At 36.0% G+C, this 24968-nt stretch carries 27 protein-coding genes; 26 read left to right on the plus strand and 1 reads right to left on the minus strand.

Annotated elements, in window-relative coordinates; all coding sequences use genetic code 11:
- The first annotated feature begins 129 nt into the window (after nt 1-129).
- The 26 genes from DOK78_RS04635 to DOK78_RS04760 all read left to right on the plus strand — a co-directional run bounded on the left by DOK78_RS04635 (nt 130) and on the right by DOK78_RS04760 (nt 24300).
- Nucleotides 130-1422, plus strand: coding sequence for a methyl-accepting chemotaxis protein (locus DOK78_RS04635; protein ID WP_207942439.1), 1293 nt, complete (start codon nt 130-132; stop codon nt 1420-1422).
- A gap of 31 nt (nt 1423-1453) precedes the next feature.
- Nucleotides 1454-1939 carry a chemotaxis protein CheW gene (locus DOK78_RS04640; protein WP_207942438.1) on the plus strand — a complete coding sequence of 162 codons (486 nt, stop codon included), beginning with the start codon at nt 1454-1456 and terminating at the stop codon, nt 1937-1939.
- The gene (locus DOK78_RS04645; protein ID WP_422389686.1) at nt 1908-2417 is read left to right on the plus strand and encodes a chemotaxis protein CheD; all 510 of its coding nucleotides are present in this window, start codon (nt 1908-1910) and stop codon (nt 2415-2417) included. The genes DOK78_RS04640 and DOK78_RS04645 overlap by 32 nt, the downstream gene beginning before the upstream one ends.
- Before the next feature lie 13 nt (nt 2418-2430).
- Nucleotides 2431-3450, plus strand: a complete 1020-nt coding sequence (locus tag DOK78_RS04650; protein ID WP_207942436.1) for a protein-glutamate methylesterase/protein-glutamine glutaminase — start codon at nt 2431-2433, stop codon at nt 3448-3450.
- A gap of 5 nt (nt 3451-3455) precedes the next feature.
- Nucleotides 3456-4226, plus strand: a complete 771-nt coding sequence (locus tag DOK78_RS04655; RefSeq protein ID WP_207942435.1) for a CheR family methyltransferase — start codon at nt 3456-3458, stop codon at nt 4224-4226.
- 20 nt (nt 4227-4246) lie between these two features.
- Nucleotides 4247-6346 (plus strand): chemotaxis protein CheW, encoded by a 2100-nt coding sequence (locus tag DOK78_RS04660; protein ID WP_207942434.1) that lies wholly within the window; start codon nt 4247-4249, stop codon nt 6344-6346.
- 3 nt (nt 6347-6349) lie between these two features.
- Nucleotides 6350-6937, plus strand: coding sequence for a chemotaxis protein CheC (locus tag DOK78_RS04665; RefSeq protein ID WP_207942433.1), 588 nt, complete (start codon nt 6350-6352; stop codon nt 6935-6937).
- Between the two features lie 14 nt (nt 6938-6951).
- Nucleotides 6952-7314 (plus strand): response regulator, encoded by a 363-nt coding sequence (locus DOK78_RS04670; protein WP_207942432.1) that lies wholly within the window; start codon nt 6952-6954, stop codon nt 7312-7314.
- A gap of 17 nt (nt 7315-7331) precedes the next feature.
- Nucleotides 7332-7727, plus strand: coding sequence for a chemotaxis protein CheW (locus DOK78_RS04675; protein ID WP_207942431.1), 396 nt, complete (start codon nt 7332-7334; stop codon nt 7725-7727).
- Between the two features lie 13 nt (nt 7728-7740).
- The gene (gene fliM / locus DOK78_RS04680; protein WP_207942430.1) at nt 7741-8757 is read left to right on the plus strand and encodes a flagellar motor switch protein FliM; all 1017 of its coding nucleotides are present in this window, start codon (nt 7741-7743) and stop codon (nt 8755-8757) included.
- The gene (gene fliY / locus DOK78_RS04685; RefSeq protein ID WP_207942429.1) at nt 8754-9887 is read left to right on the plus strand and encodes a flagellar motor switch phosphatase FliY; all 1134 of its coding nucleotides are present in this window, start codon (nt 8754-8756) and stop codon (nt 9885-9887) included. Before fliM ends, fliY begins: the two co-directional genes overlap by 4 nt.
- A 95-nt stretch (nt 9888-9982) precedes the next feature.
- Nucleotides 9983-10276 (plus strand): flagellar biosynthesis anti-sigma factor FlgM, encoded by a 294-nt coding sequence (gene flgM / locus DOK78_RS04690; RefSeq protein ID WP_207942428.1) that lies wholly within the window; start codon nt 9983-9985, stop codon nt 10274-10276.
- A 3-nt stretch (nt 10277-10279) separates the two neighbouring features.
- Complete coding sequence (locus DOK78_RS04695; protein ID WP_207942427.1) at nt 10280-10648, plus strand: flagellar protein FlgN; 369 nt, start codon at nt 10280-10282, stop codon at nt 10646-10648.
- Nucleotides 10649-10660: 12 nt separating this feature from the next.
- On the plus strand, nt 10661-12115 hold the full coding sequence (gene flgK / locus DOK78_RS04700; protein ID WP_207942426.1) for a flagellar hook-associated protein FlgK: 1455 nt from the start codon (nt 10661-10663) through the stop codon (nt 12113-12115).
- Between the two features lie 4 nt (nt 12116-12119).
- On the plus strand, nt 12120-13088 hold the full coding sequence (flgL, locus tag DOK78_RS04705; RefSeq protein WP_207942425.1) for a flagellar hook-associated protein FlgL: 969 nt from the start codon (nt 12120-12122) through the stop codon (nt 13086-13088).
- Between the two features lie 264 nt (nt 13089-13352).
- Complete coding sequence (locus DOK78_RS04710) at nt 13353-14651, plus strand: flagellin (RefSeq protein ID WP_207942424.1); 1299 nt, start codon at nt 13353-13355, stop codon at nt 14649-14651.
- Between the two features lie 123 nt (nt 14652-14774).
- Complete coding sequence (gene fliD / locus DOK78_RS04715; RefSeq protein WP_207942423.1) at nt 14775-16196, plus strand: flagellar filament capping protein FliD; 1422 nt, start codon at nt 14775-14777, stop codon at nt 16194-16196.
- The gene (locus tag DOK78_RS04720; RefSeq protein WP_207942422.1) at nt 16196-16519 is read left to right on the plus strand and encodes a hypothetical protein; all 324 of its coding nucleotides are present in this window, start codon (nt 16196-16198) and stop codon (nt 16517-16519) included. Before fliD ends, DOK78_RS04720 begins: the two co-directional genes overlap by 1 nt.
- Nucleotides 16520-16532: 13 nt before the next feature.
- The gene (gene fliS / locus DOK78_RS04725; RefSeq protein ID WP_207942421.1) at nt 16533-16910 is read left to right on the plus strand and encodes a flagellar export chaperone FliS; all 378 of its coding nucleotides are present in this window, start codon (nt 16533-16535) and stop codon (nt 16908-16910) included.
- Between the two features lie 137 nt (nt 16911-17047).
- On the plus strand, nt 17048-17815 hold the full coding sequence (gene motA / locus DOK78_RS04730) for a flagellar motor stator protein MotA (RefSeq protein WP_207942420.1): 768 nt from the start codon (nt 17048-17050) through the stop codon (nt 17813-17815).
- 15 nt (nt 17816-17830) lie between these two features.
- Nucleotides 17831-18622 (plus strand): OmpA/MotB family protein, encoded by a 792-nt coding sequence (locus tag DOK78_RS04735; RefSeq protein ID WP_207942419.1) that lies wholly within the window; start codon nt 17831-17833, stop codon nt 18620-18622.
- Between the two features lie 56 nt (nt 18623-18678).
- Complete coding sequence (locus tag DOK78_RS04740; RefSeq protein WP_243430748.1) at nt 18679-19533, plus strand: C39 family peptidase; 855 nt, start codon at nt 18679-18681, stop codon at nt 19531-19533.
- Nucleotides 19534-19625: 92 nt separating this feature from the next.
- Entirely contained in the window at nt 19626-21716 is a 2091-nt protein-coding gene (locus DOK78_RS04745; RefSeq protein WP_243430746.1) for an AAA family ATPase, read from the plus strand.
- On the plus strand, nt 21706-22749 hold the full coding sequence (locus tag DOK78_RS04750) for a 5-methylcytosine restriction system specificity protein McrC (RefSeq protein WP_207942418.1): 1044 nt from the start codon (nt 21706-21708) through the stop codon (nt 22747-22749). The genes DOK78_RS04745 and DOK78_RS04750 overlap by 11 nt, the downstream gene beginning before the upstream one ends.
- 62 nt (nt 22750-22811) lie before the next feature.
- On the plus strand, nt 22812-23501 hold the full coding sequence (locus tag DOK78_RS04755) for an MgtC/SapB family protein (RefSeq protein WP_207942417.1): 690 nt from the start codon (nt 22812-22814) through the stop codon (nt 23499-23501).
- Between the two features lie 55 nt (nt 23502-23556).
- On the plus strand, nt 23557-24300 hold the full coding sequence (locus DOK78_RS04760) for an alpha/beta fold hydrolase (RefSeq protein WP_207942416.1): 744 nt from the start codon (nt 23557-23559) through the stop codon (nt 24298-24300).
- A gap of 14 nt (nt 24301-24314) precedes the next feature.
- On the opposite strand, the gene DOK78_RS04765 is transcribed toward DOK78_RS04760, so the two are convergent.
- On the minus strand, nt 24315-24926 hold the full coding sequence (locus DOK78_RS04765; protein WP_207942415.1) for a sugar O-acetyltransferase: 612 nt from the start codon (nt 24924-24926) through the stop codon (nt 24315-24317).
- Nucleotides 24927-24968 lie beyond the last annotated feature (42 nt).

A 24968-nucleotide genomic window follows, 5' to 3' on the forward strand; every position in this document is an offset into this window, starting at 1 on the left:
ATTTGTCAAAAATATCCGATAGTTAAATCAGAACTATCATTTTTTGGCCAAAAGGAGGGGACTTAGATACGTCTTGGATAGTGTCTAATTAATTTATTAATATATGTTGTTGAAAGAAAGGGTAGCTCAATGAAAGAAAAAAGACGTTTTTTTTCACGTATTCCACTAAGTATAGTTGTTTCATTTGTTAGTACGGTAATTGTTTTGTTTGCTTGTTACATGTTTGTATTAAAACCTAGTGATAATGACTTACTTACGCAACAGTTTGTTCGCTTTTCTGCGATTGTCTTGCTTTTAGAAATCGTTCTTTCGATTGTTGTAACTACAATGTCTAAGAGAAAAACCGATGCAGTGTTAACGCAATTGTTAGAACAGTTACAATATGTTAACCAAGGTGATTTTCAACATTTAGAGAACACTGAAATTGCAACAAAACATCCAATTATCCAAAATGTAATTGAACGATTTAGTGGTATTGCGAATACCTTTAAAGCCTTAATTCTAGGGATGAAAGACGAAAGCTCCCGCATGACTGATATGGCAGCTCAATTAGATGAAACTGCCCACGATATTCGATCAGCTGTTGAAAATATTCAAGGTAATATGGATCGTATTGCAGATTCTGCAAGTACAGAAGCTGCAGATGCTGAAAAAACAGTGCAAGAAACCGATGAACTAGCTAATGGCATTGAAGCCATTCACCGCGATGTTAAACAAATTGATAGCTATATTGACCAAGCAAAAAATAGTAATATTCGTAACGCTGAATTAATGTTTAAAGTATTTGAACGCTGGGAAACTGAGCGTTTGGGGCAATCGCAACTTGTTGAAGAAATGAAAGAAATGAATCAAGATATTCAAAGCATTGGACAAATTGTTCAATTAATTAACGATATTTCGGAGCAAACCAACTTATTAGCATTAAATGCTTCAATTGAAGCAGCTCGTGCAGGGGAAGCGGGTCATGGTTTTGCAATTGTTGCGGATGAAGTTCGGACATTAGCTGAACAAAGTAGTCAATCAACGAAGAACATTCGCAATATTATGGAAAATATTCGCAATAAATCTGAACATATGGTAACCACAGTAACGACTTCTTTTGAAAATGGTGAAAAACAAACACAAACCTTAAACAAAGCAATTGAGTCATCGAATGAAATCACCGATGTTGTAGATTCATTTATTACCAGCATTCAATCAGTGGAAACGCATATTAAAAATATTGTAGCGAAAAAGGATTTAGTTCAACGTTCAGTTAATAACATTTCAAATGCAATTTCGGATACTTCAGCGAGCACGCAAGAAGTAAGCTCTAATTTAGAAAACGTTTCAATTATTATTGAGAAGTTTGAATCAGAAATCCAAGAAATTGCAACAATGGCTAGTATTCTTAAATTTCAAGTAGATCACTTTAAGTTGTAAAAGGAAAAAATGAAAAAGGAAGAAAATAAATATGGAGCAGTATGTTGTTTTTAAAAGTCACAATCAACTATTTGCCATTCGAGTTACAAATGTTGACCGTGTTATTGAAGCGAATCGATTCATTGAATTGCCTGAAGTAGCAGAATTTATTTTAGGTGTTTATGAATATCATGACAATATGGTGCCAATTGTTGATGTGCGTAAAAAATTATTTAATCAATTTTCAGAACAAATAGAAGAAAGCAAAGTCATTTTATGTCGTTTTGAAGGTCACTCGCAAGGATTATATGTAGAAGATATTATTGGGATTTCTTATATGGAAGAAACCAATTATGAACAAGATTTAGTCAAATCTTTACTAAAAAAAGGTTACATCGAAAAATTTTTGAAATTAGAAAATGAAGTTGTCATGCTATTGGAACTTGACTATCTATTTAATAATGAACAAACACAAGCTGCTTTCCAAGAGCTTGAACAGTTGACTGATGTCGAGGATACCATTGATGATGCAGACTGAAATTAGAGTAGGTATTTCTGATTATAAGTTAGGAAAAGCCCCTAATAAATTAATTACAGTAGGTTTGGGTTCGTGTATTGGGACAATTATCTATGACGAAAAAACCAAAGTAGGCGGATTAAGTCATATCATGCTACCGGATAGCACGATGTTCATCGGTAAACAAGACATAAAAATTGCTAAGTTTGCTGATCTTGCCTTACCACAAATGGTAACTGAATTAAAACAACAAGTACCATTGCCACGCCTAAAAGCAAAAATTGTGGGCGGTGCCAGTATGTTTGGTTTTAATGCTAGTGCTGCCTCTATTGGGATTGGCCAAAGAAATATTGAAGCAGTGGAAAAAGTTTTAAAAGAACTACGAATTCCAATTGTAGCGAAACATGTTGGGGGAAATGCTGGTCGGACAATGATTGTTGACTTAAACGATTTTAAAACGACTGTCCGAATTGTTAATCAAGAAGTGGTTTACATTTAAAGGAGGAGACTAGATGGATATTTTGGTAGTAGATGATTCTGCATTCATGAGAAAGATTGTTACAGACTTATTAGAAAAAATGCCAAATATTCACGTCTCTAATGCGGCGAGAAATGGAAAACATGCGTTGAAATTGTTACAAGATAAACAGCCAGACTTAGTACTATTAGATGTTGAAATGCCAATTTTAAATGGATTAGACACATTAAAAGAGATTAAACGTCTGTATGACCTTCCTGTAATTATGCTTAGCGCACTCTCCAATAAAGATATTACGATTGAAGCACTAGCTTTAGGTGCGGCCGATTTCGTTGAAAAACCGACAAACATTAGAGAAATCCAAGATGAGTGGATTCGTGAATTTTACGGGAAAATTAAAAGTATTCATGCGCAGAATCGTCGTGTGCCACGACGCGTGGAGCGTATTGAAAAAGTTGATACTACTACACCAACTATTACAGAACGCTCATTACCTAGTCGTATTCAAGCCATTGTGATTGGCGCGTCTACAGGTGGTCCCAAAGCACTCTTGAAAATTAGTCAATCTTTGCCTGCAAATTTAAACGTACCGATTTTTATTGTCCAACATATGCCAAAAGGATTTACCACTTCTTTTGCGAAGAGAATGGATGATGAAAGTGCTGTTTCTGTCAAAGAAGCACAAGATGGCATGTCAATTGAAAAATGCGTGTATCTTTGTCCAGGAGATTATCATATGACAATCACTCAAGGTAAAATTAGCCTGAATCAAGAAGCTAAAATTCATGGTACCCGACCAGCAGTTGATTATTTATTTAAATCTGCTGCACAAGTGTACCGCCGTGAATTGATTGGTGTGATTTTGACAGGAATGGGAAAAGACGGCGCAGAAGGTATGCGCGAAATCCAACGATTTGGCGGATACACCATTGCACAAGATAAAGAATCAAGTGTCGTTTTTGGGATGCCACGTCAAGCGATTATGTCTGGCGTAGTAAATGAGGTTCTAAGTTTAGAAGAAATTGGTCCGAAACTAAGACAAATGGTGAGGTGAGCTAGATGCAACTAAATTTTGAATTTTTTAATAAATGGGTCAAAGATAAGTTAGGCATTCAGTTGGATGCATATAAAGAAAAACAAATGCAACGACGAATCGCTAATATTGTGGAATCTCGTGGAGTTAAAACGTTAGAAGCTTATGCAAAACTTTTAGAACGTGATCCTGTAGCGAAACAAGAATTTTTGGAACATATTACCATTAATGTGACAGAATTCTATCGTAACCGAGATTTATTTGATACGTTTGAAAAAAATCTTGTCAAATTAAATCAGCAATTTCCACGTTTGAAAATTTGGAGTGCAGCATGTTCGATAGGTGCTGAACCCTATACGTTAGCGATGATTTTACAAAAAAATAAAATTCAAACTGCAAAAATTATTGCAACAGATATTGATCGGACAATTCTCCAAAAAGCAAAAGACGCCACCTATAAACCCAATGAAATTAAGAATATTCCAACGGTTGATCGCGATTTATATTTCAATAAACTTGCTAATGAGCAATATCAATTAAAAGATCCAATTAAACGACAAGTAATGTTCAAAAAGCATGATTTGTTAAAAGATCGTTACGAAGATAAATGTCACATCATTGTTTGTCGAAATGTCACCATTTATTTTAAAAATGATGCGCGTGATGAAGTGTATCGCAAATTTAGCGAGTCACTACTACCTGGAGGCATTCTATTTACAGGAGCAACAGAAACAATCAATTTTTCAGAGAAATTTGGATTGAAAAAAATTGATTCGTTTATTTATCAAAAAATGTAGAATTAGGAGTGGAAGAAGTCGTGGATGATAACAGTATTTATCGTACACTATTCTTCGAAGAAACAGATGACCATCTACAACAGTTAAATGACAATGTATTGGAATTAGAAAGTAATCCCAATGATGCCAGCCTATTGAATGAAATCTTTCGTTCAGCTCATACCTTAAAAGGGATGGCAGCAACGATGGGCTATGATGTGATGACCGAATTAACTCATAAAATGGAAAATATCTTTGAAAAATTCAAAGAAGGTTCGGTTGATGTAACAAGTAGTTCAATCTCATTAGTTTTTCGTTGTTTGGATAAGTTATCTAGCTTAGTCGAAGATTTACGTGAAGAAAAAGAGTTAACGCATGAATCAATTGAAGGTTTATTAGCGGAATTAAATATAGTTGAACAAGGCTCAATTCAAGAATCAACTCAAGAATCAGAACCTACAGATGTCGTTGTCGATGTTCCTCAAGCAAATGATTTAGTTGTGGGCTTTAGACAATTGGAAGATAGTGATTTGCATGTTATTAAAAGTGCAATTAACGATGATTATCAATCGTATAGTATCTCTGTTCGTCTAGAAGAAGATTCCTTGTTGAAAGGACCTCGTGCCTTTTTAATAATGGAAAAATTAGAACAAGAAGGCGATATTCTCCATACGGAACCGACTACTGAAGCACTAGAAGAAGGTGATTTTGATTCGGATTTCCACGTTATTTATCTAACGAAAAATGAGTCAGAACGTGTGTTAGAAAATCTAATGGGAAATAGCGAAGTGGAAGAAGTCAAAGTGGAACATTTTGATGAGACACGTCATATTCTAGGAGCACAACTATTTGAACCACTACCAGTTGAAGACGTAGAAATTGTTCAAGTAGCAACAGTGGATGAAGAAACAGTGGAAAAAGCAGTAGAGCCTACTGTAGTGAATGAGCCAAAAACGGAAACAACGAATAAACCTGCGCAACAACACCATAACAACAATAATAATCAATCAATTCGGGTTGATTTATCACGTTTAGATTTATTTTTAAATCTTGTTTCGGAACTAGTGGTTTATCGTAACCAATTAGAAGAAGTAAGCACTCGTGCCAATATAGCAGATATTAAAGAATCACTTGAGCAAGTTTCTCGTTTAACTTCAGAATTACAAGATTTAGTTTTGAAGATTCGTATGCAGCAAGTCAAAGTTGTGTTTAGCCGCTTCCCACGAATGGTCCGCGATTTGTCCAACGAATTAAACAAAGAAATGGATTTAATTATTACGGGGGAAGAAACAGAGCTAGATAAAACAGTTGTTTCTGAATTGAGTGAACCCCTTGTTCATTTATTAAGAAACTCAGTCGATCATGGAATTGAGCTGCCAGAAGAGCGGGAGCGTTTAGGCAAAGAACGTAAAGGAACCATTCGCTTGTCTGCATTTCAAGAAGGAAATCAAGTCATGATTACGATTGAAGATGACGGAAAAGGGTTGGATCCAGCAGTCATTGGTGCAAGCGCTGAAAGAAAAGGGATATCTATAGATGGGTTAAATGATGAAGAAATTCAACAATTAATTTTCCATCCAGGTTTCTCAACAGCTAAAGAAGTCACCAATATTTCTGGTCGCGGGGTAGGCATGGATGTTGTAAAATCGAAAATCACTTCATTGGGTGGAACGATAGAACTACGTAGCCAAGTCAATGTAGGTACGCTTTTTATTATCAAACTGCCATTGACCTTGTCCATTATCGAAGCATTAATGGTTCGAATAGGAAATGAAAATTTTGCTATTCCATTAGATATTGTGGAACGTGTCGTAATGATTCGCGAAGCAGAAATCGAAGAAACATTGAACGAGGAAGTTTATGAATTCCAAGGGGAAATGATCCCGATTATTCGCACGAATGAATTATTAGGAGTCGAAACGAATCACACAGGTAAACACTATGCCATCATTGTGAATATCGATCAACGTTATTACGGTATTTTATCGGATGAATTAATCGGGCAACAAGAAATTGTAATTAAGAAAATTGATAATATTTTACAACAAATTAGAAAGTATCAAGGCGCAACGATATTAGGAGATGGCTCCATTGCCCTTATCCTAGATATCAATGCGATTTGTCATGACCAGAGGAAATAACAGATGGCTTATACAGATTTACAATTAGATGGATTAAGAGAAATTATCAATATCGGCGGTGGTCATGCAGCAACGAGCATCTCCATGATGGTTAACCGCACGATAGATATGCGTGTACCTGAAGTTGAAATTTTAAGTTATGACAAACTTTATGAACAAATTTTATCAGAAAATGAAGAAGTGTATGCGGTAGTTAGTCAAATTTTAGGTGATGTCCGTGGCGTATTTTTATTTGTGTTAACAAACTCAGCTGCAGATAAAATGACTGAATTTATGATAGGAACTACTGATTTTAATGATGAAGTCAAACATTCTGCTGTGAATGAGCTGACGAATATCGTTTCGAATTCTTTTTTAGGTGCGATTGGTAGTTTTTTAAATAATCAATTGCTTTCATCTTTACCTATGATACAATATGATTATTTTGGTGCGATTATTAGTAGTATTTACATGGAATTAAATCAGTTTGATGATCAAATTATGGTTATTCGTAATGAGTTTACGTACGATGCAGATAAATTAGACGCGTCTTTGTTTTTTATACCAGAAGAAGGCGTTATTGAAAAATTTTTAACAACTTTAGGAATTTGAGGAGAGAAGAGTAAATGGCAAAAAAAATATTAATTGTAGATGACGCGGTATTTATGCGTATGAAATTAAAAGATATTTTGGAAAAAAATGGCTATGAAGTAGTTGGCGAAGCACAAAATGGGCAAGAAGCTTTCGAAAAATATCAAGCAGTAAAACCAGACTTAGTAACGATGGACATTACAATGCCAGAAGTAGATGGTTTAGAGGCATTGAAAATGATTCGTGAAGTGGATGGAGCAGCTAAAGTTGTTATGTGTAGTGCGATGGGGCAACAAGGTATGGTAATGGATGCTATCCGTGCTGGAGCAGTTGATTTTATCGTTAAACCATTCGATACAGATCGTGTCATCAAAGCTGTAGATAAAGCTCTTTCTTAAAAAGGAGATGGACCAAGATGCAAATGATTCTATTTAAAATGAATCATCAAAACTTTCTCATCTCAGCAGATGCTGTGGAAGAAGTAATCGATACAATTCGCATTACGAAAGTTCCTTTGGCACCGCATTGGGTAGAAGGATTGATTAATTTACGAGGAACGGTATTAACAGTGGTAAATCTATCACAATTAATTGGCGTTCCTTCCGCAGAAACCAACCGAAATATTTTAATCATGAAGCAAAACGAAGAGAAAAAAGGCTTGCTGATTGAAGAAGTAGTTGAAGTTGTAGATATTGAAGCAGATGATATTCAGTTAACGGATGAGGATGGATATGAATACTATTCAGGTATTGTATCATTCCCAGATAAGGTAGCAAATGTGATTCAAGTAAATCACATGATTTTTGAGTAAATGGGGGATTGAATTGGATCAGGTATTGTCGCAACAAGAGATTGATAATCTGTTAAGTGCCATGAGCAGTGGTGAGATTACTCAAGAAACAGTTGAAATAGAAAACGAACAATCCAAGATTAAGAATTACGATTTTCGAAGACCAACCAAGCTTTCAAAAGAATATATCAATACATTGTATATGATTTTTGAAGACTTTTCGAAAATGGGAAGTAATGCGTTATCGACACAGTTAAGAACGAATGCAGCCTTTCAGTTGGCAGCAATCGAACAAATCAGTTATGAGGAGTTTATCCATTCAATTCCTAAATTTACATTATTAGGCTTGTTACAATCAGAACCGATGAATGGGATTCAAATCATTGAGATGAATCCGCAGCTGTGTATGTTGTTGGTCGAATTGTTGTGTGGTGGAACAGAAATCCATCAACAACAAGGAGAAAATGCAGAAGAAAATTTGGCAGATAAGAAGTCTTTTACAGATATTGAATTAGCAATTTTAGAAGAAATTATGTCTCAATTGACGTCCGCCTTTGAGCATTCTTGGAAGGATATTGTTAATCTATCAACTGTACTAGGAGGAATGGATACAAACCCCCAATTGTTGCAAAATATGTCTCCAAATGAACCTGTTGTGTTAGTTACCTTTACTGTGAAAATTTTTAAAGTGCAAACATTTATTAACATTTGTATTCCATATGTTTTCTTTGAAGGTATTGTTGATAAATTGAGTTTCCGTAACTGGTTTGATTCGAATAAAACATCGAGCCAAGAAGATTCTGATGAATTACAAAAGAGTTTGAACGGTGTTGACTTAGAGCTAGAAGTTCTTTTAGGAGAGGCTCAAATGAGTCTTTCTGATTTCCTTCACTTGGTACCAGGTGACGTGATTAAATTAGACCGTAAAATCACTGACCCATTAGATACATTTATTGAAGGAAAACCTTTCTATCGCGTAATTCCAGGTAAGAAAGGTGACCAATATGCAATTGAATTAATAGATAAATTGGAAGGAGATCAGAACGAATGAGTGAAAGTCTGTCACAAGAAGAAATCGATGCAATGTTAAATGGAGGTTCTATTCCTACTCAAGCAAGTGAGTCGGATAATTCATTAACAGAGCAAGATAAGTTTGATATTATTGGTGAAGTAGGCAATATTTCGATGTCTCAAGCAGCGACAACATTGTCTTCTATCCTAAATCGACGCGTGATGATTACTACACCACGTGTTGCAAAAGTAAAATTTGGGGAAATTTTAAAAGGGTTAGCCGCACCCAAAGTTTCAACCACTGTTGAGTTTAAAGAAGGATTATATGGCACGAACTTGATGCTATTAGAAGTTAGCGATGCGATTATTATTGCTGATTTAATGATGGGTGGCGAGGGTGATCCTAAAAATACCCAGTTTACTGAATTGGAATTAAGCGCTGTAGCTGAAGCGATGAACCAAATGATTGGCTCTGCATCTACTTCGATGGCAACCATGATTAATCGTAAAGTTGATATTTTACCCCCTGTTGTAAACTTATGGGAAAATGAGGCAGCGATTGATTATGACGGAATCGTTTCAGATGAAGATATTTATCGTATCTCCTTTTCATTAAATGTCGAGGGCGTTATTGAAAGTGAAATTATGCAAATCTTTACAAATGAGGTAGTCAACGAAATTATGGAAGCCATGTTGGCTGATCAAGCAGAAGACTTACGTCAACCTGTACCTGAAGTTGAGAAAAAAGTTGTTCAACCAGAGCCACAGCCAGTGCAAACACAACCGTCACAACCCATTCAGCAAGCACAACCAGAACCACAATGGCAACAATCAACGCAACAAACCCAGCGTAAAGTAGAAATAAATCAAGCAGAATTTCAACCACTAACTGCAAGACCAAGCGTGGATGGTGATAATTTAGACTTGATTTTAGATGTACCATTGGATTTAAGTGTAATTTTAGGTAAGAGTAAAAAATCTATTAAAGAGATTTTATCTTTAAACACAGGTTCTGTTGTTGAATTAGATAAGCTAACAGATGAGCCATTAGAAATTTTAGTGAATGGTAAACTTATAGCTACTGGAGAAGTTGTCGTAATTAACGAAAACTTTGGTGTCCGTATAACTAATATCTTATCGCCAAAACAACGATTGCATCATTTAAACTAAAAATAAAAAAAGTTAAGCGAATCCGTTTAACTTTTTTTGTTTTTATCCGATAATATATAACAGAGAATAAAAAGAACGACAAAGGAGGGCTCTGTATGAAAATCGAAAGAGGTTATGGCGAATATAAAGAACATATACTACAGTCGAAAAAAAAGCAGGCCGAGACAGCTTATAGCCAATCAAAAGCAATTCCTGCAGCTAAGGATAATATTGATTTGTCTGAGACGACACAAAAAATTCGACAAACGCAAGCGAACGAAAAAGCAGAAACTGCTCGTTCGGAGAAAGTAGCTGCATTGAAAAAAGCGATTCAAGAAGGAACCTATCAAGTGTCTGCCGAAGAAATTGCGACAAGTATGGTACAAGCAATGAAAACAGCAAAGGACTAATCTATGACAACGACTGAATTTGAACGTAAATTAGTAACATTTTTTAATTTATTAAAAAAAGAAAAAAATTACCTTATCAAGGGACAATCTGAGAAACTAGAAGAATTAGTGGGAAAAAAAGAAGCGTTTGTTCCACTATTTAATGCTTATACTGGTGAAGTGACAGATAAGATGCGTGAGTTAATTCAGCAAATTCAATTTCAACAAGAAGAGAATTTGCTGCTAACCAAACAGGCAATCAGTTACCAAGAGGTATTGATGCAAGCCGTTAAAGATACCATGCAATCAGCAACCAAACAGACCTATTCAAAGTCACCAAACACACCTTATCAACAACAAGCACCAACAAGCCTTGTAGATACAGAATTTTAGGAGGAACACGCGATGACAGGTTTATTCGGGATGTTAGGCACCGCAACACGCGGGATGAATGCCAATCAGACAGCCTTACAAACAAGTGGACATAATATAGCGAATACAAATACAGACGGTTATTCACGCCAACGCGTACATATGACAACAGAACGTCCTTATTATATGACAGGCGTCGGAGCAATTGGGATGGGTGTTTCTGCATCAAGTGTGGATCGTATTGTGGATCCTTTTATCCGAAATCAAACGCGTGATGCGTATTCAAAATTCCGTATGTATGAACAAAAATCAGATGCCTTGGGACAATTGGAACATTTTATGAATGAACCTTCTGAAACAGGAGTTATCAATCAATTATCGGTGATGTATGATGCGTGGTCTAAATTAGGCAGTAATCCAGAATTAGTTACTTCCAAATCTTTAGTTATTGAAAATTCCGCTTCTTTTGCCGACATGGTTCGCGAAATGGCAGGGCAAATTTCTCAGTTAAAAGGAGAAGTTACTAGCAATATTGAAAAAGGTGCGATGGATTTCAATGAGAAATTAGAACAGCTATCCATTCTAAATGACCAAATTTTTTCGATTTCTTCAAATGGAAATGTACCTAATGACTTATTAGATACCCGTGATTCTTTGTTAAAAGACATCGCTGGATTAGCAGATATTTCTACCACTTTCGATAGCTATGGACGTGTATCAGAGTTAAAGATTGGTGGGAAAAGCGGTGAAACTGTTTTAGACATTAATGGACATAAAAAAATTAGTGTCGTTTCTGCTGAAAATACAATTTCTGTGGGTGGCGATGCCAATAATAAAGTAACTTTTACGAGTAATTTACCAGTAGGAACTATTGTTATTGAAGGATATACACCAACCGAGCCAGCTTTCAAGGCGGTGGATGTCAATGAAGGAGAGATTGGTGGTTTCCAAGCAGCCAGTAAAGAAATTGATGTTCGTTTAGAAGAATTAAATACGTTCGTCACTAAATTTGCCGAGACGATTAATACCGCTTATCGCAATGAAGCAGGAATTGACTTCTTTGATTTAGGAACAGATTCTACAAAAGTCTTAGAAAATATCAAAGTGATACAATCTTTACAAGAGAATCCGGCTACGTTGAAAACTGGAAAAGGAGCTACTCCCGCTCCAGGAGATGGTTCATTGGCCAAAGATATCGAAAAACTGTTTAATACAAAAGATGCCGGCGATCAAATGACGTTTTCTGAACGCTACAATAATATTGTCACGAAAAACGGAATTTCCAAACAGCAAGCAGATAATATTGCAGCATCTCAACTTACAGTATTAAATCAATTAGAATATAAAAATGAATCAATCTCTGGTGTAAACTTGAATGAGGAAGTTTCGGATGTTATCCGTTTTTCACAAGCATTTCAAGCAAATGCACGTGTTATTCAAACAATTTCAGATATGCTTGATACTTTAATCAACAGAACAGGAGCGTAGGACCATGCGAGTTTCAACAAATGTCACATATAACGATTTTATCAAAAACTTAGGCGCCAACGCCTCAAAAGTTCAAAAAACATTAAATCAATTATCAAGCTTAAAAGAAGTGAGCCAATCATCAGATAATCCACTATTGGTTTCTAAAATTATGAACTTAAATGTGTCATTATCTCGTAATGCAACATTTAACCAAGAAATTAAAGATACTCGTTCTTGGGTGCAAACACAAGATAGTGCATTATCGAATGTTGGAGATTCAATGCGTCGTATTCGAGATTTAATTCAATCAACAGGTTCAGGAACGAAAGATGCTGATGCGGTTCGTGCAAATAAAAATGAAATCCAACAAGAAATTCAAGGAATTGTGGAAGCGTTGAATACCAATTTTGATGGACGGTATATTTTTGGTGGGCAAAACACAACTGAACCACCCTTTGCAGTTGTTAGAAGTAATCCAGCAGATCCTCAAAGTGAAGTGGTAGGAATTTCTTACAATGGGTCAACAGTGGATATTTCTCGTGAAATTGCAGATAATGTGACGATTGACGTCCCTACTAATGGCAATGCGATGATGAGTGTAAATGGCAAAAATTTAAATGACTTTTTTGGTAAAGTCATTAATCAAATGAACATCTATTTAGGCGAAACCAATCAAACACCACCACCACCTGCTGGTAATGATGCTGATTTAAAAATTTTTGCGGAAGATTTTATGAAACAAATCGATACATTTAGTGACAACATTGTCAATTTCCGTACTAAAATTGGGGCAGTCGATAATCGCTTAGAATCTGCACAACAACGTAATGAATCAGATAAAGTTAATTTAACAAGCGCTCTATCTGAACGACAAGATGTTGATATTGCAGAAAAATATATGGAGTATCAAAATCAAATGTTAGCCTATCAAACAACGATGGCTATGGGCACGAAGATTATGCAAACAACAATTTTGGATTATGTCCGTTAAAAAGAGCGAGCCGTGTGCGAGCTCTTTTTTATTTCAAAAAAATTTCTGAATTTTAAAAAAAAATCCTCATTTTTCTCTTAAAAAAGCTAATTACCTTCCGATACATAATAACAGGGGATGAACCTGTGTTTAGATAGGTGAAAAAAGTTGGTATTTTTTAGAAAAATTGCGAAGAAGCTATTAACTCTAAATAGAAACTGCCGATACTATATAACAGAGGGGAAACCTTAACAAAAGATGAATGCCAATTAGGAGGAAATAAGAATGAGAATTAATACAAATATCTCTGCAATGAACACTTATGGTCGTTTGACTAATGCAAATGCTGCAAAAAGTGAATCATTATCAAAATTATCATCAGGTTTACGTATTAACAAAGCTGGAGACGATGCTGCTGGGTTAGCAATCTCTGAAAAAATGAAAGGCCAAGTAGGCGGTTTGAAACAAGCGGTACGTAACGCACAAGACGGTGTCTCTTTAATTCAAACAGCTGAAGGTGCTTTAAATGAAACACATGCAATCTTAGGTCGTATGCGCGATTTAGCTAACCAAGGTGCTAACGGAACTTTAAGTCAAGATGACCGTGGTGAAATCAATAAAGAATTTGAAGCATTGAAAACAGAAATCACTCGTATTTCAGATACTACTGAGTTCAATACGAAAAAACTATTAAATACAAAAGATCAAAATTTTACTTTTCAAATTGGTGCTAATGGCGGACAAACAATGTCAGTAACAATTGGTAAAATGGATTCTGAAAACTTAGGTTTATCTAAAACTTCTTTATTTGGTGATGAAGATATCCTTGTAGGAAATGCCAGAGTTGACGATGCACGACAAAAAGTTACTGATGCAAAATTAGCTGTAATTAATTTTGATCAAGCAACTTTAGATACTGCTGCTACTGATGCTGGTACTGCTCATGACACAGCTAAATTAGCAGCAAGTGCAAGAAATGTTGATGTTAGTGCTCTTGTAAATGGAGATGCTTATGCGGATAAAGCTGCAGTGGCAGCAGTAATTGGAGCTAACGAGGCGGATGCTTTAGAAGCTGCAGGAATTGATTTTACATCTTCACAAAATGGATCAGTGATTAAATCTGCGTTTGCTGCTTTAGATTTTGAAGCTTTAGATGCTACTGAAAGAGCTGCACAGAAAGACTTAGTATCAGCAACAAAAGCAAAAGAAGCAGGAATTACTCCATTTGAAGATGCTGTAAAAACTGCAGAAGCTGATTTAGAAACAGTAAAAGCTTTAGAATTAGACGAAGTTGGTCGTAAAAATGCTTCAGATGCGATTGCTGATATCGATGCGGCAATTAAATCTGTTTCAGCACAACGTTCTGACTTAGGTGCGGCGCAAAACCGTCTATCTCATACAGTTAAAAACTTAACAACAACTCAAGAAAACTTATCTGAAGCGAACTCACGTATCCGTGACGTTGATATGGCGGAAGAAATGATGAATTTCACGAAGAATAACATCCTTTCTCAAGCAGCTACTTCAATGTTATCTCAAGCAAATGCTATGCCAAACAGCGTATTAGGCTTATTACAAGGTTAATATTCTGTTTTATAAAGAATCGGCGAAAGTCGATTCTTTTTTATTTTCTACTTAAATTTGTTCTGATTCTTACCGATAATATATATGAAGTGAAGATTACATAGAAGAAAGAAGGGATCGAATATGGCAAGTATTACAGGTGCATCAGGAATTAGTAGTATTTTAGGGCAATATTCTGGCATAGGTGCCGATCAAATTGATCAGTTATTGCAAGGTGATGCGATTCCAAAACTACGTGCACAAAATCGAATTGAAGGTATTCAAAAAGAAAAAACTGCTTGGAGTGATATTAAAACTCGTTTAACAAATTTTTTGAAAAAAACAGAGGATTTACAAAAATTAGATACGTTTCAAACGAAAAAGGCCACTTCTTCTGATGATAAAAGCGTTAAAATTTCAGGTACGGCAGCAGCTGGAGAAGGAAAATATTCTGTTCAAGTTAAGCAATTAGCGACATCCTCTAGTTTAACGGGTGCAAAATTAGCAACGAATGATACCTCCTTGTTAGCGTCTGGGGCATTAACAATTAAAACAGCAGAATTAGATGAAAATGGAGTAGCAAAAGAATTTACTTTTGATATTGATTCTTTAGATAGCTTAAAAGACATAGCAACAAAAATTAATAAAGAAACAAAAAATTCCAATATTACTGCAACAATTGTTGATAATCGTTTAGTTTTAGAAGATAAAAAAACTGGTGATCGTACCTTTACTGTAGAAGGAAACGTCAAAAATGCTTTAGGATTATCAGAAACAGAGGCTACTTTCACACAAGGAAAAGATGCTGAATTTGTATTGAATGGGATTGAAATTAAACGCCAGTCAAATACAATCGATGATGTTATCGAAGGTGTAACATTTGAATTGCTTCAGCAAACTGAAGAAGGGAAAAATGTTTCTCTCACACTAACCAATGACACATCAAAAATTAAAACTGCGGTTAAAGATTTTGTCACACAATACAATAGTTTAATGTCTTTAATTAGTGACAAATTAAAAGTTGGTGATCCGAGTTCAGACAACAATACGGATGCAGGTGCTTTAGCAGGAGATAGCACGTTAATTCGGCTACAAACAGAATTACGTAATATGGTTGCACCACCGTATACTTCTGGTGGTGGGTTGAAAGCTGGAGATTTGGGGATTTCGATTACTGATCGCCAAGGAACCTTAGCCTTAGATGAAAAGAAATTTGATGAATTATTGGCTAAAGATCCAGATGCGGTCAAAGATTTCTTTTTCAAATCAGAAAAAACAGGAGAAACAACCAAAACAAGTGGTTACTCAGTTGCTTTAAAAGAGATTGCCGATAAATATTTATCAGAAAAAAGCGATAATAAAGGGGTTTTAGCAACAAAATTTGAATCTTACGAAGCAAGTATTAAAGATTTAAATAAACAAATTACACGTTTAGATACGATCTTGGAGCAAAAGAAAGCTAGGTATGTGGATATGTTTACTCGTTTAGACCAAGCGATGATGCAGGCGGAAGAACAAATGTCATGGTTGGTTAGTCAAGTGGAATCATTTAATGGTGGAAAATAATGAAGAATGATGAACGTCTTGTCAAAGAAGTGTTAATGTATTTATTAGAACAGATGGATAAATGGAATGGCGAAATTGACCAAATGGAAACTCTATTAGAACAATGCGATCAAAAATTGACTGCTTTAGCGCAATCGACGGCGGGATTTCGTGCAAATGAAAATTTAGCAAATCGTGTCATACTTAAATATCAAGAACTACTGCTACGCATGAAAACACAAAAAGAAGAAATCGCCAAAGAAATGTCGCAATTAAATCAGCGAACTACTAAACGTAATGCCTATACCCAACCTGTATCACCTGATTATGAATTTTATTATTGAAGGAGAAAAGAGAATGTATCAAGGACAAGCTATGCAAGAAAATTATTTGAAAACACAAGTGATGAGTGCTTCACCCAATAAATTAATTGAAATGCTTTTAGAAGGCGCGATTAAAAAAATTCGTGTTGCAAAATTAGCATTAGAAACAGGAAAATTAGCGCAAATGGGTGAAAATTTGCTTAAAGCTCAAGATATTGTGATGGAATTACGCTATTCAATTAATGAAGAAATCGAGAGTCCGATTCCACAAGAGCTAATTCAATTGTATGAATATATGTATCAACGTTTAGTGATTGCGAATGTGGATCGTGATACAAAAGCAATGGATGAAGTACAAAAATTATTAACCGAATTATTGGATGCATGGAAACAAATTTCAGAAGTAAAATAATTAAAAATCAGTAGGTTCTGTTTCAAGAAAATTTGGCAGAAGTTACTGATTTTTTCATTCTCCACTTAAAAAGAAATGAAAAAAAGCCGATAGTATAAATTGAGAATGTGTAAATTAGTAGCAGGAGGATCGGTCAAATGGATATATTTTTAATAGTTGGGATTATATTAGGGTTTGTCTCCGTTGTTGTCGGGATGATTTTAAAAGGTGCAAATGTCATGGTTTTAATCAATCCGGCTGCTGCGATGATTATCTTTATAGGGACAATTGCTGCCTTAGTCAATTCGTTTCCTGGAAGCGAGATTAAACGCCTACCGAAAGTTTTTGGTGCATTAATGCGAAATGATGAAGAAGATGTTACAGGAATTATCGAAAAAATTGTAGAATTAGCCAATCTTGCGCGTCGAGATGGTGTGTTGGCATTAGAGAGCAGTGTCGAAGGGTTAGAAAATCCTTTTATGAAAAAAGGTTTAGAAATGGTTGTTGATGGCGTTGATCCTGAACAAATCCGAGAAATTATGGAAAATGAAATTGTCGGTATTGAAGAACGTCACCGTACAGCAGCTCAAATGCTAAAAACAGCAGGAGCAGCAGCGCCCACACTAGGAGTATTAGGAGCTGTAATTGGTCTGATTGGTGCCTTAGGGAACTTAAATGATGTGGATGCACTGGGACATATGATTTCAGCAGCTTTCGTAGCGACGATTTATGGGATTTTCTTAGGTTATGTTATTTTGGTGCCTTTTGGGTCACGACTCACATCAAAGTCAGCAATTGAAGTTCAATCGATGATGATTATTATCGAAGGGGTTATGGCAATTCAAGCGGGTCAAACGCCAAAAACGATCGAACAAAAATTAAATAGTTTAATTGAACCAGGAAAACGTTCATCAAATGATGAGTAAAGGTTGTGAGAAGCAATGAAAAGAAAGAAAAAACATGAAGAACATCATGACGAAGCTTGGTTGCTTCCCTACTCGGATATGATGACTCTTTTGCTAGCATTATTTATCGTGATGTTTGCGATGGCACGAGTTGATGAAGAAAAATTTGAAGAATTTCGTAGTGAGTTTGGAACAATTTTTTCCTCTCGAAGTGGAAGTAATTCTATTATTGGAAATGTAGTAGATCTTGGTACTAGTCGAGTCGTGCCAGCTGAACAAGCAGGGGATGGTGGTGGAGAAAAGACTGGTACAGGCGATGAGGTTCGCTCAATCTCTGGTGAGGAAGCCAAAGAAGCCGTATTAGCACAGAAATTAGAGGACCAAAAAATGGCAGCGGCACGTGAAGACATTAAACAAGCCTTAACTGATGCCAATTTAGATGGTGATGTGGAAGTCTCCTTGCGTTCAGATGGGATTCATATTTCTTTGGAAGATAGTATTTTATTTCAATCGGGCAGTACGAATTTATCTAATGCAGTCCGACAATATCTCGATTTGATTTCAGGTCATATTAAAGAACTGAATAAAGAAGTTGTCATTGCTGGACATACCGATAATATACCTGATCCAAATTCTACTAACTGGGAATTGAGCGCGAAACGAGCCATTGTGGTGATGGACTACTTAGTGGGTACGACTGGTGTTAAGCAAGAGAAAGTTTCGATTCAGGCATTTGCCGATACGCAACCAATGGCAACGAATCAAACAACAGAGGGCCGAACTAAAAATCGCAGAGTAGAAATTATTGTGTATAAAGATTATGAATAAGACTGATCTGTGGCGTGCCGTCGCTCAGTCTTGTTTTCTTATCAAGGAGGAAAAAGATGAGTAAGGCATTACGGATGTTAATAGCATTAATTATTCTAGCTGCTGGTTGTTTTGGTGCGTATTATTTTTTCATAAAAGAAGAACCAACACCCACTGAAGAAACAATAAATTCAGAAACAACCCTTAGCTCGACAGAAGAGCAGATTGAAGAACCTAGCAAAGAATACAATGAAGAAGCTACGTATAACAAAGATGACCAAATTACGATTACTTCACGCGATGCACCAGTAGAAAATGAAGGGTCGCGTAAGTTTATTAAAACAATTCGCTTTGATGTTCCATTTGAAAATCAATTAGACAAACCTGCATTAGAAAATGGTGGTGGCATCACAGCTTTATCGATGCTATTAAATTATTATCGATTAGGTACAAGTAAAAATGAACTTGCTGACAAACTACCTATTGAACCTTATGAAAAAGATGGACTGCATGGCGATCCAACAAAAGGTTTTGTAGGTGATTTGGAAAAAGGGCAGGCTTTAGGTGTTTTAGCAGAGCCAATTGCTAAAGTTGCACAAGAAGTAGTAGGTGATAGTTATCAAGTAGTGATGAGCGATCAAATGCCATTTGAAGAATTATTGGAACAAGTTCAAAGAAATCGCCCTGTTTGGATTACTGCCAGCAAAGATTTGAAAGTACCTAGAAACGGCGATTATCAACAATGGTCGACAGAAGCAGGTAGGATGAATATGCCCAAATATATTCATGCAGTGGTCATTGTCGGCATGGATCAATACCGTGTGTATATCAATGATCCTTTAGGAGAAGAAGAAAAAGAAATTAAGATGGGCGAAATGAAAGAGATTTACGAAAAAATGGGCAGCCAATCCATTTATTTGAAGAAAAATTAATAACTTTAGAAAAGAGGACACATATGTTCTCTTTTCTTTTTTACTCGAAATTACCTATGATACAATAAAAGAAAACGATTAGGAGGAGTGGAATGGTAACGGTAGATGGGCAAAAAGAAAACTATTCAGAATGGGTCACAGAGAATTTAGGCGAAAAAACGGGGATGTGGTATGCACCTTATCTAGAAAAAATGGGGATTTATTTAGAGATGTTTGAACTTGCGCATGGTTATCAAGATAACTTTTTTGCCTATCAAACATATGAAGAATTTGCGCGAATTTATGGTGAGCTTACGGGAGAAACCCAAGCAGATATAGCTATCGTGTTAGAAGGGATAACGAAACATTATCCCAAAGAATTTGTTGCTAAAAATTTACAGTGGAACAAAGCGTATGCTAAATATACGCATGAAAAAGGTGAACGTAGTCGTCCCGATAATTTTGGTGGAATTGCTAATTTAGGTTCAATTTTACGTTCGTATTTGAAATTCCTATATTACGATGAGCACCAAACACTCATCTATCCTAAACGTGAAAAGAAAATTGCTGCGCAAGAAGGGGAAGTTGATGGCTCGTCTAATTATTGGGTCATTTCACCTGGCGAAAATGCTCGGCTATGGTACGAATTTATTTCAGATGGCACGATTGGTTTAGGTTGGGATTATTTAGGTGATTTGAATCAATACGATTCTCGAATGGAAATTGAACAAGCGATTGCCGCACAACGTGATGATGGCAAGCGTCCGTTTAATGACTCGAAAGCTGTTTGGGATTTTTACCATAACATCCAGATTAATGACACCATCTACGTCAAAGCAGGCATTAAAAAAATTCTGGGAAAAGGTGTAGTCATTGATAATTATTATTTTGATGACACGAAACAAGAATACAAACATCGTCGTAAAGTAGATTGGATTCAAACAGGTGAGTGGAATATTCGTCAAGCTTTGGCTCAAAAAACATTGACGTCCTTGTCGGCTTATCCTGATTTAGTCTTCAGTATTGAAAAAACGATTAATGAGGAAGAATTTGATGAAAGTAGTATGGTGGAACGTGAATTCAAATTATGGTTAGCAAAACAAGTCGATGAAAATGGGATTGTTTTAAATGATAAGACTATTTTGTCAAAAATTTATGCACTAAAAAATATTGAAAAGACATTTCAAACACCTGTTTTTGGCGAAATTGATGCGGAAATTTTGCGCGAATTAAAAGAATCGGTACTTTCTGATAATAATTACCGCTATAAAGGAGTTGCAGGTAGTTCACTTGATTATTATATTCGTTATTTGGAATCGCAACCCGTGGTGGAAGAAAATGAAATCTATCCTCTGTCGAAGTTTCTAGAAGAAGTCTATTTAACGGAACAACAAGTAACGATCATGCTTTCAGTTTTACGAAATAAGAAAAACATTATTTTAAAAGGAGCACCAGGTGTCGGAAAAACCTTTATAGCCGATCGCCTAGCTTACGCCACGATGGAAGAAAAAGATGCGTCTCGAGTTCAAATGGTTCAATTTCATCAAAGTTATAGCTATGAAGACTTTATCGAAGGGTTTCGTCCAAAAGCAGATGGTGAGGGATTTGAGTTGAAGCAAGGACCGTTTGTTAAGTTTGCGCGAAAAGCGATGCGTGATCCAGAACGGGATTATTTTTTTATTATTGATGAAATCAATCGAGGAAATTTAAGTAAAATTTTTGGCGAGCTGTTAATGCTGGTTGAAGCAGACAAACGTGGGAAGCAAATCAATCTCTTGTATTCTAATGAAAAATTTACTGTGCCAGAAAATTTATATGTCATTGGGATGATGAACACCGCCGATCGAAGTTTAGCTTTATTGGATTATGCCTTACGTCGTCGGTTTTCGTTTATTGAAATTGAACCAGCATTTGACCATCCGTTGTTCCGCAAGATGGTTCAAGATTTGGATCATCCAGAAAGTACGTTACGAGTGATTGCTAAAGTCCAAGAATTAAATCAAGAAATCGAAAAAGAGTTAGGGAAAGGGTTTCGTATTGGGCATAGTTATTTTGTTTGGAAAGCGTCCGAAACCATTGCTCGCGAACGAGTGAAAGAAGTGGTTGAATTTGAGATTATTCCTCAATTATTTGAATACTGGTTTGACAATGAAGAAAAAGCCGAGCAATGGGCACTGGAGTTGAGGAATAGTTATGAAGAATAACATTCCAATTCGCAATATTTATTATATGTTGGCGTATGCGTATCAGGCATTGCAATTTACGGAATACCAAGAGTTAAGTACTGAAGAATTCGATGATGTTACTGAGTTATATACAGCCATTTTAATTGTTGGTATTCCAGTATTGTTACGAGGTGGTTTGCTGCGAGATTATATGCCCTTGCAAGAACAATCGCAAGTATTACGTGGCAAAATTGACATTAGTCGTTCGATTAAAAAAAACGCGTTGATTAATAAGAAGTTAATTGTTGCTTATGATGAATTTTCAGAAGATATTCTAGCAAACCAGATTATCAAAGCAACAGTTCTTACTTTATTACAAAACGAACATGTCAAACGTCATCAAAAACAAGTGTTGTATGGTTTTTTACCTTATTTTTCGCAAGTTTCGGAGATTGTTCTTGATAGTCGTTTATGGCAAAATATAGCAATGACGCCTCGAAATCAACGATATCAATTTATTTTGACGATTTGTCGTTATTTATTTGAGGAGCGTTTGCTTTCAGAAGAAGACAAATATCGTCAGTCACAGCTGACTGATGAACAACAATTGTCTTCGTTATATGAACAATTTGTGCGTGCTTTTTATAAGAAAGAAACAACCTATCAGGTGTCCAGTCCGCATATTCGCTGGAATGTAGATGATGGCTATTCGGAAGATTTACCCTTGATGAAAACAGATGTGGTTCTAAAAGAAAAGCAACAAACTTTAATTATCGACACAAAATTTTATGCTGAAAATATGGTGGCAAGTTATCGCAGTCATACATTGAAACATCAATCAGATAATTTGTACCAATTGTACAGCTATGTGATGAACTATTCGCTAAAAAAGGATGAAACAGTAGGTGGAATGCTTTTATATGCAAAAACCAAAGCATTCACGCAACCTAATCATGAATATGTTATGAATGGTAAGCATTTATGGATTATGGCACTGGATTTGGATCGGCCCTTTGAAGAAATAAAAGCACAGTTGTTGGCATTACCTCGACACTATTTTTGCCCACAGTGAGCGTTATCTCGGTATTTTTTGGTAGCTCTTTCATGATAAGATGAAAAGAAAGAGGTGAAGCAATGACAACGACAGAAATGTTGCTACGCATGGGTTTGGCAGTTATAGTATCAGGATTGATTGGTTTTGATCGTGAAGTTAAAAATCGTCCAGCAGGTATCCGTACACATCTTTTAGTTTGCATTGGTGCCACAATTATTGCGATGATCCAAGAGCATATTTCAGCAACGGCTTTAGACTTTGCGAAAGAATATCCTGAGTTTCAAGGGGTGGTTCGTTCAGATGAAGCACGTTTAATTGCTCAAGTTGTCAGTGGTATTGGTTTTTTAGGAGCAGGAACGATTATTGTGACTAAACAATCTGTTCAAGGCTTAACTACTGCCGCATCGTTATGGGCAGTAGCAGGTTTAGGATTGGCGATTGGCATGGGTTTTTATCGAGTTGGCTTATTAGGTGCTACAGTGATTTTGTTAGTTTTAAGTGTTTTAAACCGAATGATTCGTACACCAGAAATTAGACGCTTAGAAATAAGTTATCAGTATTCTCTCGAAACGCAGCAGCTTATTCGAGAAATATTTGCCAAACAAAATATCTCAATTAAAGATTATACGGTGACGATTCAGTGTGACCAACCAGTGATTTATAAAGATAGCTATCTCTTAGAAGTACCGATTGATTTTGCAAGAGAAGAGTTATTAGAAGCGTTTCTTACTCATTCAGAAATCAAATCAATTCGGTTACGTAGTAGTTAAGCATGCTTTTCGTAAAAAAAATCTTTTTCACTTATAATTAGTAAGAGGTGAGAGAATGAAGATTGAAGTAAGACGTCGTTTAATTGGCACCATTCCATTATTGGAAGTTGTTGAACAAACGGCATTATACGAAAAAAGACCATTGATTATCTACTATCATGGCTGGCAAACACAAAAAGAATTAGTTTTAACACAAGGAAGGAAATTAGCACAAGCCGGCTTTCGTGTGGTGTTACCTGATGCTGCTAATCATGGGGAACGCAAAAATCCAGTATCTACCATTCCGTCATTGACTTTTTGGCAAAGTATTCAAACAAATTTGTTTGAATTTTCATTGATTATTGATTTTTTCAAGCAAATGGAATTAGTTGATGACTTTATTGGTGTTGGTGGTGTTTCAATGGGAGGCATGACCACATGTGGCTTGTTGACGCAACATCCAGAAATTTCGGCTGCTGCATGTGTCATGGGCTCACCAACTTATCTTGGGTATCGCGAGCTATTGCAAATAAATGTTAAAAAAAGAGGATTGTCATTGCCAGAAGATTATGAAGCCTTGACTAGTTGGATTGAAGCGTATGATTTAATGACCGCATATCCTTCATTATCCAAACGACCTTTATTCTTTTGGCATGGGAAAGAAGATGAAAAAATTCCTTACACGCAAGTAGAAGAGTTTGTTGAGACGTATCAAGATAATACGATTCAATTTATTTCTGCGGAAGAGCGTCATTTAGTTCGTGGAGAAACCATGTCTCAAGTCACAGATTTTTTTATACGTGCAAAAAAGTCACTCTAAAAAGAGCGACTTTTTTAAATGTCAATTTTTTTATCTTTATGATAATACTGTAAGTCATGTTCATTAATTTCACGTAAAATGCGACAAGGATTACCAACTGCGACAACATTTGCAGGAATATTCTTGGTGACAATACTTCCTGCGCCAATTACTGAATTTTTACCTATTGTTACGCCAGGTAAAATGACACTTCCTGCACCAATCCAAACGTTGTCTTCAATTGTGACAGGCAAATTATATTGGGCTTGCTTTTGACGCAACTCAGGATGAATCGGATGCGTACCCGTTGCGATAGTGACATTAGGTGCAAACATGACATAGTTACCAACGTGAATCGAGCAATCATCGACTAATGTCAAATTAAAATTAGCGTAAACATGATGCCCAAAATACACATGTTTTCCACCCCAATTTGCATGAAAAGGTGTTTCAATGTAACAGTCATCACCGATTTCGGCAAACATATCTTTTAGTAAGGCTTGCTTTTGTGCACCTTTAGATGGCGGTAGTTGATTGTAGTGGAATAATTTTTCGAGATAAAGACCTTGCTCCACACCTAAAGTGGAATCACTACTATAATAAAGTTGCCCGCTATGCATTCTTTGTAGAGTTTCTTCTAATTCCATCATTGACCTCCTAATTGAATTCCCTTACATTATACCTATTTT

Origin of the sequence: Enterococcus sp. DIV2402, from assembly GCF_017426705.2 — a bacterium.
GTDB lineage: Bacteria > Bacillota > Bacilli > Lactobacillales > Enterococcaceae > Enterococcus_F > Enterococcus_F lowellii.